The sequence below is a fragment of the Sphingomonas sp. HITSZ_GF genome, assembly GCF_029543155.1.
Classification (GTDB): Bacteria; Pseudomonadota; Alphaproteobacteria; order Sphingomonadales; family Sphingomonadaceae; genus Sphingomonas.
Window position 1 is genome coordinate 310,731 of the sequence record NZ_JARQXA010000002.1, and the last position, 14,243, is coordinate 324,973.

Annotated in this window: 15 protein-coding genes; 10 read left to right on the forward strand and 5 right to left on the reverse strand. The window is 67.4% G+C overall.

Annotated features, from left to right (window positions below):
• Positions 1 to 32 precede the first annotated feature (32 nt).
• The 4 genes from pdxH (at position 33) to P6144_RS07285 (ending at position 3,402) form a co-directional block, all read left to right on the forward strand.
• Positions 33 to 611, forward strand: a complete 579-nt coding sequence (gene pdxH, locus P6144_RS07270) for a pyridoxamine 5'-phosphate oxidase (RefSeq protein ID WP_277767069.1) — start codon at positions 33 to 35, stop codon at positions 609 to 611.
• Positions 608 to 1,519 (forward strand): cation diffusion facilitator family transporter, encoded by a 912-nt coding sequence (locus P6144_RS07275; protein ID WP_277767070.1) that lies wholly within the window; start codon positions 608 to 610, stop codon positions 1,517 to 1,519. Before pdxH ends, P6144_RS07275 begins: the two co-directional genes overlap by 4 nt.
• Positions 1,516 to 2,319 carry a PhzF family phenazine biosynthesis protein gene (locus P6144_RS07280; RefSeq protein ID WP_277767071.1) on the forward strand — a complete coding sequence of 268 codons (804 nt, stop codon included), beginning with the start codon at positions 1,516 to 1,518 and terminating at the stop codon, positions 2,317 to 2,319. Before P6144_RS07275 ends, P6144_RS07280 begins: the two co-directional genes overlap by 4 nt.
• A 174-nt stretch (positions 2,320 to 2,493) precedes the next feature.
• A complete protein-coding gene (locus P6144_RS07285; protein ID WP_277767072.1) occupies positions 2,494 to 3,402 on the forward strand; it encodes an alpha/beta hydrolase in 909 nt (302 codons plus the stop codon).
• 196 nt (positions 3,403 to 3,598) lie between these two features.
• Here P6144_RS07285 and mnmA read toward each other — a convergent pair whose 3' ends face one another.
• On the reverse strand, positions 3,599 to 4,708 hold the full coding sequence (gene mnmA, locus P6144_RS07290) for a tRNA 2-thiouridine(34) synthase MnmA (protein WP_277767419.1): 1,110 nt from the start codon (positions 4,706 to 4,708) through the stop codon (positions 3,599 to 3,601).
• Between the two features lie 157 nt (positions 4,709 to 4,865).
• On the opposite strand from mnmA, the gene P6144_RS07295 reads away from it, so the two are divergent.
• From P6144_RS07295 to P6144_RS07305, 3 genes are all read left to right on the forward strand, one after another.
• Positions 4,866 to 5,093 (forward strand): hypothetical protein, encoded by a 228-nt coding sequence (locus P6144_RS07295; protein WP_277767073.1) that lies wholly within the window; start codon positions 4,866 to 4,868, stop codon positions 5,091 to 5,093.
• A gap of 104 nt (positions 5,094 to 5,197) precedes the next feature.
• Positions 5,198 to 5,497 carry a DUF1153 domain-containing protein gene (locus tag P6144_RS07300; protein ID WP_044334131.1) on the forward strand — a complete coding sequence of 100 codons (300 nt, stop codon included), beginning with the start codon at positions 5,198 to 5,200 and terminating at the stop codon, positions 5,495 to 5,497.
• 176 nt (positions 5,498 to 5,673) lie between these two features.
• Positions 5,674 to 5,931, forward strand: a complete 258-nt coding sequence (locus tag P6144_RS07305) for a GlsB/YeaQ/YmgE family stress response membrane protein (RefSeq protein WP_277767420.1) — start codon at positions 5,674 to 5,676, stop codon at positions 5,929 to 5,931.
• Between the two features lie 58 nt (positions 5,932 to 5,989).
• On the opposite strand, the gene P6144_RS07310 is transcribed toward P6144_RS07305, so the two are convergent.
• On the reverse strand, positions 5,990 to 6,709 hold the full coding sequence (locus P6144_RS07310) for an SIMPL domain-containing protein (protein ID WP_277767074.1): 720 nt from the start codon (positions 6,707 to 6,709) through the stop codon (positions 5,990 to 5,992).
• An 82-nt stretch (positions 6,710 to 6,791) separates the two neighbouring features.
• Complete coding sequence (locus P6144_RS07315) at positions 6,792 to 7,052, reverse strand: GlsB/YeaQ/YmgE family stress response membrane protein (RefSeq protein WP_277767075.1); 261 nt, start codon at positions 7,050 to 7,052, stop codon at positions 6,792 to 6,794.
• A 244-nt stretch (positions 7,053 to 7,296) separates the two neighbouring features.
• Between P6144_RS07315 and P6144_RS07320 the strand changes: the two genes are divergently transcribed.
• From P6144_RS07320 to P6144_RS07330, 3 genes are read left to right on the forward strand one after another with little or no spacing between them, the layout of a single operon-like run.
• Entirely contained in the window at positions 7,297 to 8,487 is a 1,191-nt protein-coding gene (locus tag P6144_RS07320) for an efflux RND transporter periplasmic adaptor subunit (protein WP_277767076.1), read from the forward strand.
• Positions 8,488 to 8,499: 12 nt separating this feature from the next.
• On the forward strand, positions 8,500 to 11,652 hold the full coding sequence (locus tag P6144_RS07325) for an efflux RND transporter permease subunit (RefSeq protein ID WP_277767077.1): 3,153 nt from the start codon (positions 8,500 to 8,502) through the stop codon (positions 11,650 to 11,652).
• A 37-nt stretch (positions 11,653 to 11,689) separates the two neighbouring features.
• On the forward strand, positions 11,690 to 12,949 hold the full coding sequence (locus P6144_RS07330) for a DUF445 domain-containing protein (RefSeq protein WP_277767078.1): 1,260 nt from the start codon (positions 11,690 to 11,692) through the stop codon (positions 12,947 to 12,949).
• 96 nt (positions 12,950 to 13,045) lie between these two features.
• Here P6144_RS07330 and P6144_RS07335 read toward each other — a convergent pair whose 3' ends face one another.
• The gene (locus tag P6144_RS07335; RefSeq protein ID WP_277767079.1) at positions 13,046 to 13,492 is read right to left on the reverse strand and encodes a pyridoxamine 5'-phosphate oxidase family protein; all 447 of its coding nucleotides are present in this window, start codon (positions 13,490 to 13,492) and stop codon (positions 13,046 to 13,048) included.
• A gap of 49 nt (positions 13,493 to 13,541) precedes the next feature.
• Entirely contained in the window at positions 13,542 to 14,213 is a 672-nt protein-coding gene (locus P6144_RS07340) for an HAD-IB family phosphatase (RefSeq protein WP_277767080.1), read from the reverse strand.
• Between the last annotated feature and the right edge of the window lie 30 nt (positions 14,214 to 14,243).

Sequence of the window (14,243 nt, forward strand, 5' to 3'; positions counted from 1 at the left end):
CACCTTATTGGGGTGCGCGTAGGAGACCGGCCATGAGCACCGATCCCTTCGCCCTGTTCGACACCTGGTACCGCGAAGCGCGCGAAACCGAGCCCAACGATTCCAACGCGATGGCGCTGGCGACGGTGAGCGCCGACCTCCAGCCTTCGGTGCGGATGGTGCTGCTCAAGGGGCACGGCCCGGACGGCTTCGTCTTCTACACCAACCGCGAGAGCCGCAAGGCGCGGGACCTGCATGAGGGCGCCAAGGTCGCCCTGCTCTTCCACTGGAAGTCGCTGCGCCGCCAGATCCGCATCGAGGGTAGCGTCGCCTTCGCCAGCGATGCCGAGAGCGACGCCTATTTCGCCAGCCGCGCCCGCGATTCTCAACTCGGCGCCTGGGCCTCGGACCAGTCGCGCCCGCTCGACGCCCGCGAGACCTTCGAGGCGCGCTTCGAGGCCGTGAAGGCCCGGTTCGAAGGGCAGGACGTTGCCCGCCCGCCGCATTGGGGCGGCTACCGCGTCACCCCCACGGCAATCGAGTTCTGGCAGGACCGCGCGCACCGGCTCCACGAGCGCCGGCTGTTCACCCGTACCGCCGACGGCTGGTCCGAGGGCCTGCTCTACCCGTGACCAACCTCGCCCGCCGCGCCGCCATCGCCTCCGTCTGCAGCGCGCTGCTGCTCGGCGCGCTCAAGGCCTGGGCGGCGGTGCAGACCGGATCGGTGGCGATGCTCGCGAGCCTCGCCGATTCGGCGCTCGACCTGTTCGCCTCGCTCGTCACGCTGGCCGGCGTCCATTGGGCGGCCCAGCCCGCCGACGCGAATCACCGCTTCGGGCACGGCAAGGCCGAGGCGCTGGCTGCGCTGTTCCAGGTTGTCGTCATCGCGATCTCCGCGCTCGCCATCCTGCTACGCGCGATCGAGCGCTTCCAGACCGGCGACATCGCCGCCGCGCCCGAATCGGGCATTGCGGTCAGCCTAGTCGCGATCGCGGTCACCCTCGCGCTCACCCGCTACCAGAAGCATGTGATCGAGCAGACCGGCTCGATCGCGATCGGCGCCGACCGGATCCACTACACCTCCGACCTGCTGCTCAACGCCGCGGTGATCGCCGCGCTCGCGCTCGACGCCTGGGGGCTGCGCGGCGCGGACCCCGTCTTCGGCATCGCCATCGCCTTCTGGCTGCTGTTCGGCGCGTGGCGCGCGAGCGAAGCCGCGATCGACCAGCTGATGGACAAGGAATGGCCCGAGGACCGGCGCGCCGCCTTTGTCGAGGTCGCCGCGCGCAATCCGGCGCTCAAGAGCCTGCACGACCTGCGAACCCGTTCGAGCGGCAATCGCGACTTCGTCCAGTTCCACATCGCGATGAACCCGGCGATGACGATCGCCCAGGCGCATAGCGTGGTCGAGGCGCTGGAAAAGGAGCTGGGCGACGCCTTTCCGGGCACCGAAATCCTGATCCATGTCGATCCCGACGGCCATGTCGACGAGCCCGACAATCCGCTGACCGAAGCCAATCTGCTGAAGGATACCGAGTGAAGCTGCCATTCGCCCAGATCGACGCCTTTGCCGACCGTGCCTTCACCGGGAACCAGGCCGCAGTGATGCCGCTCGGCGAATGGCTGGCCGACGAGGTGCTTCAGGCGATCGCCGAAGAGAACAATGTCGCCGAAACCGCCTTCATCATCCCCGATGCCAGCGGCGCAGCCGATTTCGAGCTGCGCTGGTTCACCCCCGCGGTCGAAGTCGCCTTGTGCGGCCATGCCACGCTGGCGAGCGGCCATTTCGTGCTCTCGGCCGATCCGGCGCGCGAAGGCGTGACCTTCCGCACGCGCAAGGCCGGCATCCTCGAGGTGCGCCGCGACGGCCCAAAGGAAAATGCCGCCTATGCGATGGCGCTCCCCGCCTATCCGCCCGAGCCGGCCGAAGTGCCTGGGCTGCTCGATGCGCTCGGCGTCGGCCTGGGCGAGACGCTTTATCATCCCAACGGCTATGACCTGACCGTGCTGGAGAGCGCCGAGGCGGTGCTGGCGGTGCGCCCCGATTTCAAGGCGCTGGCGGCGATCGGCCATACGCTCAACATCGTCACCGCGCCGGGCACCGGCACCGACGTGATCAGCCGCGTCTTCGCTCCCGCCGCCGGGATCGACGAGGATCCGGTCACCGGCTCGGCGCATTCGGTGCTGACTCCCTATTGGGCAAAGCGCCTCGGCCGCGACACGTTCAGCGCCTTCCAGGCCTCGAAGCGCGGCGGCCATGTCGCCTGCGGGCTGGCGGGGGACAAGGTGATCCTGGGCGGCACGTGCGTGACGGTGATCGTCGGAGAGTTCGCGCTCTAGCGCCGCCTATCGCGTCGCCGGGGCGATATTCGTGGCAGTCGAAGATCGTGCGGAAGTCTTCCGCGGATAGGATATCTCCGGCGCGCACCCGAAAGGGTGGTGGCACCTGCGCCGCTTTGCAGGCATCCTCCTGGCCTTGGGCGAATCATCGGCCCTCTGCGGAGGAGAAATGCGATGTGGAAATTCGGCTTGGCGGCACTGGCACTCGCGGGCGCCGCACCGGCAGCGGCGCAGGTCGCGCCGTATCCCGCCAGTTTCACCACGCAGGAGATCGCGACCAACGGCACCACCATCCATGTCCGCGTCGGCGGCAGCGGCCCCGCCGTGGTGCTGCTCCACGGCTATGGCGAGACCGGCGACATGTGGGAGCCGCTCGCCACCCGGCTGGTGGGCACGCACCGGGTGATCATCCCCGATCTGCGCGGACTCGGCCTCTCGGCCAAGCCGGCGAGCGGCTATGAGAAGAAGATCCAGGCCGAGGACGTCGCCGGCGTACTCGCTGCGTTGGGCGTCACCGGCAAGATCGACGTCGTCGCGCATGATATCGGCAACATGGTCGGCTATGCCTTTGTCGCGGCGCATCCGGAGCGCGTCGGCCATTTCGTGCTGATGGACGCGCCGATCCCCGGCATCGGCCCGTGGGAAGAGATCCTCAAGAACCCGCTGCTCTGGCATTTCCGCTTCGGCGGGCCGGACATGGAGCGGCTCGTCGCCGGGCGCGAGCGCATCTATCTCGATCGCTTCTGGAACGAGTTCTCCGCCGATCCGAAGCGGTTCGACGAGGCTTCGCGCGAACATTATGCCGCGCTCTATGCGCTGCCCGGCGCGATGCATGGCGGGTTCGGCCAGTTCGCCGCCTTCGATCAGGATGCGATCGACGACAAGGCGCTGCTCGCCCGCGGCAAGCCGGCGCTGCCGGTACTGGCGATCGGCGGCGAGAAGTCGTTCGGCCCCACCATGGCCGTGGTCGCCCGCGCTGCCTTCACCAACGTCACCCAGGCGGTAATCCCGGCTTCGGGCCATTGGCTGATGGAGGAGCAGCCGGAGGCGACCTCGGACGCGATCGTGGCGTTCCTGAAATAGGGCCCTTGGGAAAAGGGCTGGCAATGTAAGATTTCGTCTGATCTACGCTTGTAGATGCAGGCGCGCCGCACCCCTTCCTTCCCGCCAGCTTCGCCGCGACGCATGGGCGCGCGCAACGCCGCGCGCCGGCCGGATCCGGGGAAGGAGGTCCCTCGCGCGCGTAGCTATTGCGACTTTCGTGACTTTCCGGCCCGAATCAGGCCGGCAGCAGTTCGGCGCGCTCGGTCTCGGCGATCCAGCCGCCGCCGAGCACGCGCTCGCCGGCATAGAGCACCGCCGCTTGGCCCGGGGCGACGCCGTATTCGGGGGATTCGAACTCCACCCGGCCGTTCTCCAATCGCGCGGGTACCGGCTTGGCGAGGCTGCGTACCTTGGCGGTCATCGGGCCCTGATAGCTGCCGCCCAGCCAGTTGATCCCCTCGATCCGCGCCGCGCGCACCGCCAGCGCGCGCTTGGGGCCGACCACCACCTCCCTGGTCGCCGGATCGAGCCGCAGGACATAATAGGGCTCGGGTGCGCCGCCGATCTCGAGCCCGCGGCGCTGGCCGACAGTGAAGTGGATCAGCCCGCGGTGCCGGCCCAGCACCCGGCCCGATTCGTCGACGATCGCGCCGCCGGTCTCCGCCTCGGGGCGCAGCTTCTTGACCAAAGTCGCATAGTCGCCGTCGGGGACGAAGCAGATGTCCTGGCTGTCGGGCTTGGCAGCGACGCCCAGCCCCAGCGCGGCGGCGAGCTCGCGCACCTGCGGCTTGGGCATGCCGCCCAGCGGGAAGCGCAGGAAATCGAGCTGCGCCGCAGTGGTGGCGAACAGGAAATAGCTCTGGTCGCGCGCCGGATCGTGCGCGCGGTGCAGCTCGGCACCCTGCGGCCCCATCACCCGCTGGACATAATGGCCGGTCGCCAGGCAGTCGGCACCCAGGTCGCGGGCGAGCGCGAACAGGTCGGTGAACTTGGGACCCATGTTGCACTTCACGCAGGGAATCGGCGTGCGGCCCGCCAGATATTCGTCGGCGAAGTCGTCGATCACTTCGCTTTTGAAGCTCGAGGCATGATCGAAGACATAATGCGCGATGCCCAGCTTGTCGCACACGGCGCGGGCGTCGCGGATGTCGCGCCCGGCGCAGCACGAACCGGCGCGGCCCACCGCCTCGCCATGATCGTAGAGCTGCAAGGTCACCCCGATCGTCTCGGCGCCAGTGGCGGCGGCGAGCGCGGCGACGACCGACGAATCGACTCCGCCGGACATGGCGACGACGATGCGCCTGGCCTTGAGCGGCCCTTCGAGCTGAAAGTCTCCTGCGAGCATGATCGCGCGCATTTAGGCGCTCCCGGAGCAGTGCGCCAGTCCGGTTGGATTCCGGTAACGCTGGTTAAGCTCCCGTTTTCACCTGCTTTACGGACCCTTCAACTCTCTGGGGTAGAACAGACCATCCGAGATCAACTTGTCGGATGGGTAAGAGAGCGTGGACCTGAGTTTCGCCAGACTTGAACGCGATGTGGCGATCACCGCCATGCCGACCGAGCTGGCGGTATTGCTGGTCGGCGTGGCGGCGCGCCAGGCGGCGAGTCCCACGGCCCGCGCGCAGGCCCGATTGGCGCTGGTGGCGCCGGTCGAGCAACTGCTCGCGCCGGCGCACGGGGCCTTTCACAGCCTCGCGGCGCTCGCCCTTACCCGTCGTAAAGAGGAATGAAGACTGCGTTTACCGAGGCGTTTTAGCCCCTGTTCAAGCGCGGCGAATATGGGTCGTTTTGTTGAGTTGCGTAGCGGGGGCCCCCCGCCCCGAAAGGCGAGTAGATGATTGAGAACCAGAAGATCCGTCCAGCGAAAGTGATTGGCCCGCTCGGCGAGCCGCTTACGCTCGATACGCTGCCGCCGCCCGACACCACCCGCTGGGTGGTGCGTCGCAAGGCGGAAGTGGTGGCCGCGGTGAACGGCGGCCTGCTCAGCGTCGACGAAGTGTGCGAGCGCTATGGCCTGACCGTCGAGGAATTCGCCGGCTGGCAGCGCGCGATCGATCGTTCGGGCATGCCGGGCCTGCGCGTCACGCGCATCCAGCATTATCGTTCGCTCTACGAGCGGCAGCAGAAATACTGAGCTCCTCCCTCAAGGAGCAATGGCCCGTCCCGGCATGCCGGGGCGGGCCTTTTTCTTGTCCGCAATCGGAAAAGTTCCCGAGTCGACGTAAAATTTCGGTACGGAACCAACATGAGTGGCCGCTCATTTTCCCTCCGTCGCCCGGTCCGCGGGCCTAAACAACGGAGGGACTTATGGTGGGTCTTATCGTTTGGCTGGTCATCGGCGGTGTCGTCGGCTGGCTCGCCAGCATCGTGATGCGTACCGATGCCCAGCAGGGCATTTTCCTGAACATCATCGTCGGTATCGTCGGCGCCTTTATCGGCGGCTGGCTGTTCGGCGGTGGCGACATCAACAGCGGCGTGATCACGCCGACCACGTTCCTGGTGTCGCTGGTCGGCGCGATCGTTCTGCTCGCGCTGGTCAATCTGGTCCGTCGCGGCTCGCTGCGCTAACCGGATCCCAGGTTCAAAAGGGGCCGTCCCAGCCGGGGCGGCCCCTTTTTCATGCGCGTTACTTGAGCAGGAAGCGCACCGAGACGGTGACGTTCAGTTCGCGCTCGCCGGCGACGACCTCGAGCTTGTCGGCAACCATGCCGGCCTGCGCGCGCATCATCACCGGCGCCGGCATCGGCGGCAGTGCGCCGCTCTCCGAAATCGCCAGGATGCGATCGACCCTGAGCCCCGCCGCCTGGGCATAGAGCTCGGCGCGCGCCCGCGCCTTCTTCACGGCGTCCACCCGCGCTTCGTCGAGCGCCGAATCGGGCTTGTCGATCGTCAGGTTCGGGCCGGAAATGTCGTTGGCGCCCTCGCGGACCAGCGCATCGAGGATGCTGCCGCTCTTCGCCACGTCGCGGAAGCGGATCGAGACCTGGTTCGACGCCTGATAGCCGGTGATCACCGACGGCTTGTTCTCGGCATAGCGATATTGCGGGCTCAGGCTTATCCGCGCGGTCTGGATGTCGCGCTCGGCGACGCCGGCGCCGCGCAGCGCCGCCAGCACCTTGGTCATCTGCGCATTGTTCTGCTGCATCGCCTCGGCCGCGGTTGCCGCCTGGGTGACGACGCCGGCCTGGATCACCGCCAGATCGGGCACCCGCGTGCTGCTGCCGGTCGCGCTGACATCGAGCACGGTGCCGTCGAGCGGCACGGCACGCGCCTCCTGCTGCGCGGCGGCGGGCAGCGCGGAAACGGCGACCAGCGCGGCGGTGGTGGCAAGGGCAATGCGAATCATCGAAAGGCTCCAAAAGGATTTGTCCCGCGCACGGCATGCCGCACACGGGACAAATGCAAGCTGAACGAAAATGCGCGGGCGCCTAGACCCGGCGCACCATGATCAGGCGATAGAGCGCGAGCAGCACCACCGCGCCGGCCGTCGCCGCCGCATAGGCCTGCCAGGTCGTGTCCTCGATGTTGAGGCCGAGCATCGGGGTAAGATATTTGGCGAGCAGCGCTCCGGCGATGCCCAGAAGGATCGTGACGATCACGCCGCCCGGATCCTTACCCGGCATGATCAACTTGCCGAGCACGCCGGCCACCAGGCCGATGATCAGCCACCCGATAATCCCATGCGGCATTAGATCCCTCCTCGATTCGGCCCGTCTCCCCAGGGCCGCGCGGAAGGTCGCGCTACTAGGGCGCCTTTGCAACCGTTTCTTGTCGGAAACGGTGGGAAACCATTCAGACACTTGCGAATAAGGTCCGAATTGGGCATTTCGCGCTGCACAAGCGAAACGGCTCTTGTAGCCGGTGCCTTATTCATCTAATACAGTGCGATCCATTGGGGGCATCGGCCATCTTGGCCGAATCGGAATGTCGCACATGAATTACGAGGCAGGGATGTTCGGACGACAGGAGCGGCTGGAGTACACGGGTGAGGATGCGCCGAAGTCGCGGCGCTGGCTCTGGATCACTCTGGCCGTGGTAGCGATCATCGCCATCGCCGCCTTCTTCATGATGGGCAATCGCGACGGCGCGGCGACCAAGAAGGCCGCGGCGCCCAAGGGCGAAAACAGCGCGCAGATCCCGACCGTTACGGTCGCGGTGCCGGGCCGCCAGTCGGTCCAGACCGTGATCAGCGGCACCGGCAGCCTTGCCGCCAAGCGCGAGATGCCCGTTGGCGTCGCCGGCGAAGGCGGACTGGTCACGCGCGTGCTGGTCGAGCCGGGTGTCTGGGTCGGCAAGGGCCAGGTCCTCGCCACCGTCGATCGCTCGGTGCAGGTGCAGACCGCCAGCTCGCTGGCCGCCTCGGTGCGCGTCGCCGAAGCCGATGCCAAGCTTGCCCAGGCCAATCTCGACCGCGCGCAGAGCCTCGTCTCGAACGGCTTCGTCTCCAAGGCGGACATCGACCGGCTGACCGCCGCGCGCGACCAGGCTTCGGCCCGCGTCCGCGTCGCCCGCGCCCAGCTTGCCGAAACCAACGCCCGCAACGGCCGGCTCGACATCCGCGCGCCGGAAGCCGGGCTGGTGCTCACCCGCCAGGTCGAGCCGGGCCAGATCGTCAGCGCCGGATCGGGCGTGCTCTTCCGCATGGCGATGGGCGGCCAGATGGAGCTGCGTGCGCAGCTCGCGGAGGCCGATCTCCAGCGCACCCGCGTCGGCTCGACCGCGCAGGTGACGCCGACCGGCAGCACCCAGGTGTTCAGCGGCACGGTGTGGCAGGTCTCGCCGGTGATCGATCCGAACACCCGCCAGGGCATCGCCCGCATCCAGCTCAACTATAATCCGGCGCTGCGCCCGGGCGGTTTCGCCGCGGCGCAGATCATCACCGGTTCGAGCGAGGCGGTGATCCTGCCCCAGTCGGCGATCCAGAGCGACGCGCAGGGCAATTACGTCTATACGCTCGACGCGCAGAACAAGGCGGTGCGCACTCCGGTCACCACCGGCGAGGTCACCGATGCCGGCGTGTCGATCACCCAGGGGCTGAGCGGCAGCGAGCGCGTGGTGCTCACCGCGGGCGCCTTCCTCAACCCGGGGCAGAAGGTCATCCCCCAGGGCCTCAAGAAGCAGTAAGGGACGCGTCTCATGAGCTTCCGGAACATCTCCGCCTGGGCCATCCGGAACCCGGTTCCGCCGATCGTCCTGTTCCTGTTCCTTACGGTTGCGGGCCTTGTCAGCTTCAACCGGATGGACGTGAACAACAATCCGGACATCGACTTCCCGATCGTCTGGATCTCGATCAGCCAGCCGGGCGCCGCGCCCAGCGAGCTCGAGACGCAGATCACCCAGCAGGTCGAAAGCGCGGTGCGCAGCCTGCAGGGCATCGACGAGATCAACTCGACGGTGACCGAGGGTAACAGCCAGACCGTCGTCCAGCTCGCGATCGGCACGCCGATCGACCGCGCGGTGGAGGACGTGCGCAGCGCCGTGCAGCAGGTGCGCGGCAACCTGCCCGACGGCATCCTGGAGCCGCAGATCGGCCGCGTCGATTCGGCCAGCGACAACGACATCGCCAGCTTCACCGCGGTCGCCACCGACATGACGGTCGAGCAGCTGAGCTGGTACATCGACAACACTGTCGCCAAGTCGCTGCTGTCGATCGAGGGCATGTCGGCGGTGAACCGCAACGGCGGCGTCAACCGCGAGATCCGCGTCCAGCTCGATCCCGCGCGCCTCCAGTCCTATGGGCTGACCGCGAGCCAGGTAAACAACCAGCTGCGCTCGGTGAACCTCAACGCGGCCGGCGGGCGCGCCGAGATTTCGGGCTATGAGCAGTCGGTCCGCGTGCTCGGCAACGCCAAGGACGCCTATACGCTGGGCCAGACCCAGATCTCGATGGGCGGCGGGCGCACCGTGCGCCTGGCGGACATCGCCACCGTGCAGGACAGCTTCGCCGAAGTGCGCAGCAGTGCGCGGTTCAACGGTCATGCGGTGATCTCGTTCGACATCCAGCGCGCCAAGGGCGCTTCGGACGTCACCATCTACAACGAGACGCAGAAGAAGCTCGCCCAGCTCGAGAAGAACAACCCCAAGGTTCATTTCGAGCTGCTGTCGAACTGGAGCCGCTACGCCAAGGAACAATATGATTCCGCGATGGAGGCGATGATCGAAGGCGCCGCCCTCGCCGTCGTGGTCGTGTTCCTGTTCCTGCGCGACTGGCGCGCGACGATCATCTCGGCGCTCGCCATCCCGCTCTCGTCGATCCCCGCCTTCTGGTTCATGGACCTGCTCGGCTTCACGCTGAACCAGATGACGCTGCTCGCGCTCAGCCTGGTGGCCGGCGTGCTGGTCGACGATGCGATCGTGGAGATCGAGAACATCGTCAGGCATATGCGGATGGGCAAATCGGCCTATCAGGCCTCGATCGACGCGGCGGACGAGATCGGCGTGGCCGTGCTCGCCACCACCATGTCGATCGTCGCGGTGTTCCTGCCGGTCGGCATGATGCCGGGCATCTCGGGCCAGTTCTTCAAGAATTTCGGCCTGACCGTCGTCGCGTCGGTGCTGATGAGCCTTGCCGTGGCGCGCCTCGTCACCCCGATGATCGCGGCCTATTTCCTCAAGGCCAAGGGCCATGTCGCGCACGGCGAGGGCCCGGTGATGGACGCCTATGTGAAGCTGCTGCGCTGGACGCTGCGGCATCGCTGGTCGGCCATCCTGGTCTATGTGGTCTCGCTGGGCATGACGATCATGTTCTTCGCGATCCTGCCCAACACCTTCCAGCCCGAGCAGGATCAGGACCAGGTGACCGCGACGGTGGAGATGGTGCCCGGTACCACGCTCGATCAGACCGATCGCGTCGTGCGCCAGGTCGCCGAGCGGCTGCGCACCGAGCCCAATGTCGAGAGCCTGTACGAGCGTGCCGGTCCCGGCAACGGCCGCGTGCTGATCAAGCTCAAGGACGATCGCACCGAAACGAGCAACGAGTTCACGCGTCGCCTGACCCCCGATCTGCTCAAGATCGCCGATGCCCGTGTCGGCTTCCGCTCGCAGGGCGGCTGGGGCTCGAGCGGCCGCGCGCTGACGATCACGCTGGGCGGCGAGGATCCGGTGCTGCTCACCAAGACCGCGCTCGCGCTTTCCGATCAGATGTCGAAGCTGCCCGAGCTGGTGGCGCCGCGCATCGCCGGCGACCTCAACCGGCCGGAAATCGTGATCAAGCCGCGGCTCGATCTGGCGGCGAACCTCGGTGTCACCACCGCGGCGCTGTCCAGCGCTATCCGCATCGCGACGCTGGGCGACATCGACCAGAACAGCGCGAAATTCTCGCTGTCCGATCGCCAGATCCCGATCCGCGTGGCGCTTGAGGAAGATGCCCGCGCCAAGCTCGACACGATTAAGAACCTGCCGGTGCAGACGCAGAGCGGCGGCTCGGTCCAGCTCGGCACGGTCGCGGACATCGCCTTCGGCACGGGCCCGACCAAGATCGAGCGCCTGAACCTGCAGCGCCGCGTCGTCGTCGGCGCCGATCTCGCTACCGATCCCAAGACCGGCAAGCAGGTCATCTCCAGCGTCGCGCTGAAGAAGATCCACGATCTGCCGGTGATGAAGAACCTGCCGGTCGGCGTGGCCGAGATGACCGTGGGCAACGTCAAGTGGCAGACGGAGATGATCAACAACTTCATCATCGCCGTGATGTCGGGCGTGTTCCTGGTCTTCGCGGTGCTGGTGCTGCTCTATCGCCGCTTCATGTCACCGCTGGTGAACATGGGTTCGCTGCTCAACGCGCCGCTGGGCGGGCTGATCGCGTTGTGGATCGCCGGCCAGCCGATCTCGATGCCGGTCTATATCGGCGCGCTGATGCTGTTCGGCATCGTCGCGAAGAACTCGATCCTGCTCGTCGACTTCGCGCTGGAGGAGATGGCCAAGGGCGTCGACAAGTTCACTGCGATCGTCGACGCCGGGCACAAGCGCGCCCAGCCGATCCTGATGACCACGGTGGCGATGGTCGCGGGCATGATCCCGACCGCGCTCTCGCTCAACGGCGACGCGTCGTTCCGCGCGCCGATGGGCATCACCGTGATCGGCGGCCTGATCCTGTCGACGCTGCTCACGCTGGTGATCGTGCCGGCGCTGTTCAGCCTGGCGGTGGGTCTCGAGCAATGGCTCGGGCCGCGCCTGTCGCGCCGTCTGCTCACCTACAAGCCGGGCGACGATGGCAGCCGCGTGCTCGGCCAGGGCCATGGCGGGACGATCGAGCACAAGCCCGGGGACGATTCGCCGCAGCCTGCGGAGTGAACTTGATCCCGTCTGATGTATTGGGGAGTGCGTGACCATGTCGCGCGCTCCCCTTTCTGCATCCGAGGCGGTTCCCGCCGGCCTGCGCCAGATGCGGCTGGTGGCGACCGGCCTGCTGGTGGCGATGGCCGCGCTCTTCCTGCTCGCCCGCGCCTTCGACCATGTCCATCCGGCGATCGGCTATGTCCGCGCCTTTGCCGAGGCGGCGATGGTCGGCGGGCTGGCCGACTGGTTCGCGGTGACCGCGCTGTTCCGCCACCCGCTCCACCTGCCGATCCCGCACACCGCGATCATCCCGCGCAACAAGGATCGCATCGCCTCCACCCTCGCCCAGTTCCTGCGCGACAATTTCCTCACCCCCAAGGTCGTCGCCCGCCGCATGCAGCGGCTGGACCTTGCCGGTGCCGCCGGGCGCTGGCTCGCCGATCCGGGGGCCGGCCGCGGGCGGCTGCGCGCCGGACTCGGCCGGCTCGCAGCGGACATATTGGAGGCGCTCGACCAGGAGCGGCTCGGTGGCATGGTCAAGCACACGATCGCCGCCCGGCTGCGCGCGCTCGAGATCGCCCCGCTGCTCGGCCGCGCGCTCGAGGCGGCGATGCTGGAGGACCGCCACCGCCCGCTGCTCGACGGCATCGTCCGCTGGGCCGCAAAGGTGCTCGACGCCAACGAGCACATGATCCGCCAGATGGTGCACGAGCGCTCGGGCGCGGTGATGCGCTGGACCGGGCTGGACGAGACGCTCGCCAACAAGATCATCGAGGGCCTCGCCCGGCTGATCGGCGACATGGCCGAGGACCCCGGCCACCCGCTGCGCGCCAAGGCCGAGGAAGGCATCGCCCAGCTCGCCCGCGACCTGCAGGATGATCCCGAGCGGCGCGCCCAGGTCGAGCGGTTCAAGAACGAGCTGCTCGACAATCCCGCGCTGGCCGATTGGTGGATGGGGATCTGGGAAACCGGGCGCGCGGCGCTGCTGCGGGCGGCGCGCAACCCCGATGCGCTGCGCACCGGCGCGTTCGGCGACGCGATGCGCCAGCTTGGCCACACGCTCCAGACCGATCGCCGGCTGGCCGACACGATCAACCGCTTCGCCCGGCGCAGCGCGGTCGGCGCCGCGACCGATTATGGCGACGGCATCGTCCGGCTGGTCTCGGACACGATCAAGGGCTGGGACGCACAGACGGTCACCGGGCGCCTGGAGAACGCAGTCGGCCGCGACCTCCAGTACATCCGGATCAACGGCACGCTGGTCGGCGGGCTGGTCGGCGTGGCGATCCACGCCATCGACGCGCTGCTCTGAGCGAGAACGTCATCCCGGCGAAAGCCGGGATCTCAGGCGGCTCTTTCCCACGATCGCACGAGATCCCGGCTTTCGCCGGGATGACGATAATGGCTTTTATGCCGCCTCGCGCTCCAGCAGAACCTCGCCCTGGTCCTCGCCGTCCCAATAATGCGCGCGGGTGCCGTGCACCTTGATCAGCACCAGCCCGGGCGTATCGACGCCCTGCTTGAACCAGAGGCTGAGCCCCTTGGTCCAATGCGCCTCGAACGCCGCCTTGTCCTGGATCAGCTCGGCCAGGCCCTCGACATGGACGAACACCGGCTTCATCCCGAGCAGCCCGCCCTTGCCGTGAAAGGCCAGCCCGACCTGTGCATTCGCCTTCAGGTCGGCGACCAGGCGGGTGTCCTCGCAGGCGAAGAACCAGTTGTCGCCATCATAATCGACTTCGCGGTTGTTGCTCATCGGGCGCGCCGCAATCGTGCCGCCCTCGCTATGCGTGGAGAGCATCGCGAAATCGACGTCCTTCATCATTTCCGCCAGTTGTTTCAGCGTCTTGGCCATGATCCTCTCCGCATCTTTCCGTGCGGGGAGAGAACGAACGCCGGCGCGATTATCTCCAGTCGAGAAGCGGCCATCCCTTTTCCGCCGCCAGCTTCTGCAACGGCCCATGCGCATTGACCGCGAATCCCTCGTCCGCCCAGCCGAGCAGCGGCGCATCCGAGACATGATCCGAATAGGCGCGGACATACGCGCTGCCGCGCGGGATGGCCTGCCCCGCCATCCAGCTTTCGATGCGATGGAGCTTTACGGGCCCGTAACAGTTATCGCCTTCGATCAGAGAGAGAATCCGGCCTTGCCCATCGCGCTTCGCCTCGGTTGCAATAACGTCTTCGATGCCCAGGCGATGGGCGATCGCGGCGGCGTAATAGCCGTGCGAGGCGGTGGCCATGACGATGCGGTAGCCATCCGCCCGGTCGGCAGCGATCTGCGCGCGGGCGCCGTGGAGCACGCCGTGCATCGCTTCCTGCTCCGCGAACGCCTCGGCCAGCTGCGCCATCTCCTGCGGCGCGAGCGCCCCGCCGAGCAGCAGGCGCTGCGAGAATTGCTTGAGCCCGGCGCGGTCGACCCGCTTGAGCAGATAGCCGATGCCGGCCACGCCCACCGCCGGGAACAGCGCCAGGCGCCACGGCGCACGCGCTCTTGCCGCCGCGATCAGGAACCGCGTCCAGGTCGGCGCGGCGGTGATCGTCTTGTCCATGTCGTAGATTGCGAGTTTATGCATTGAAGCATCTACGAGCGGCAGCGCTTGCCG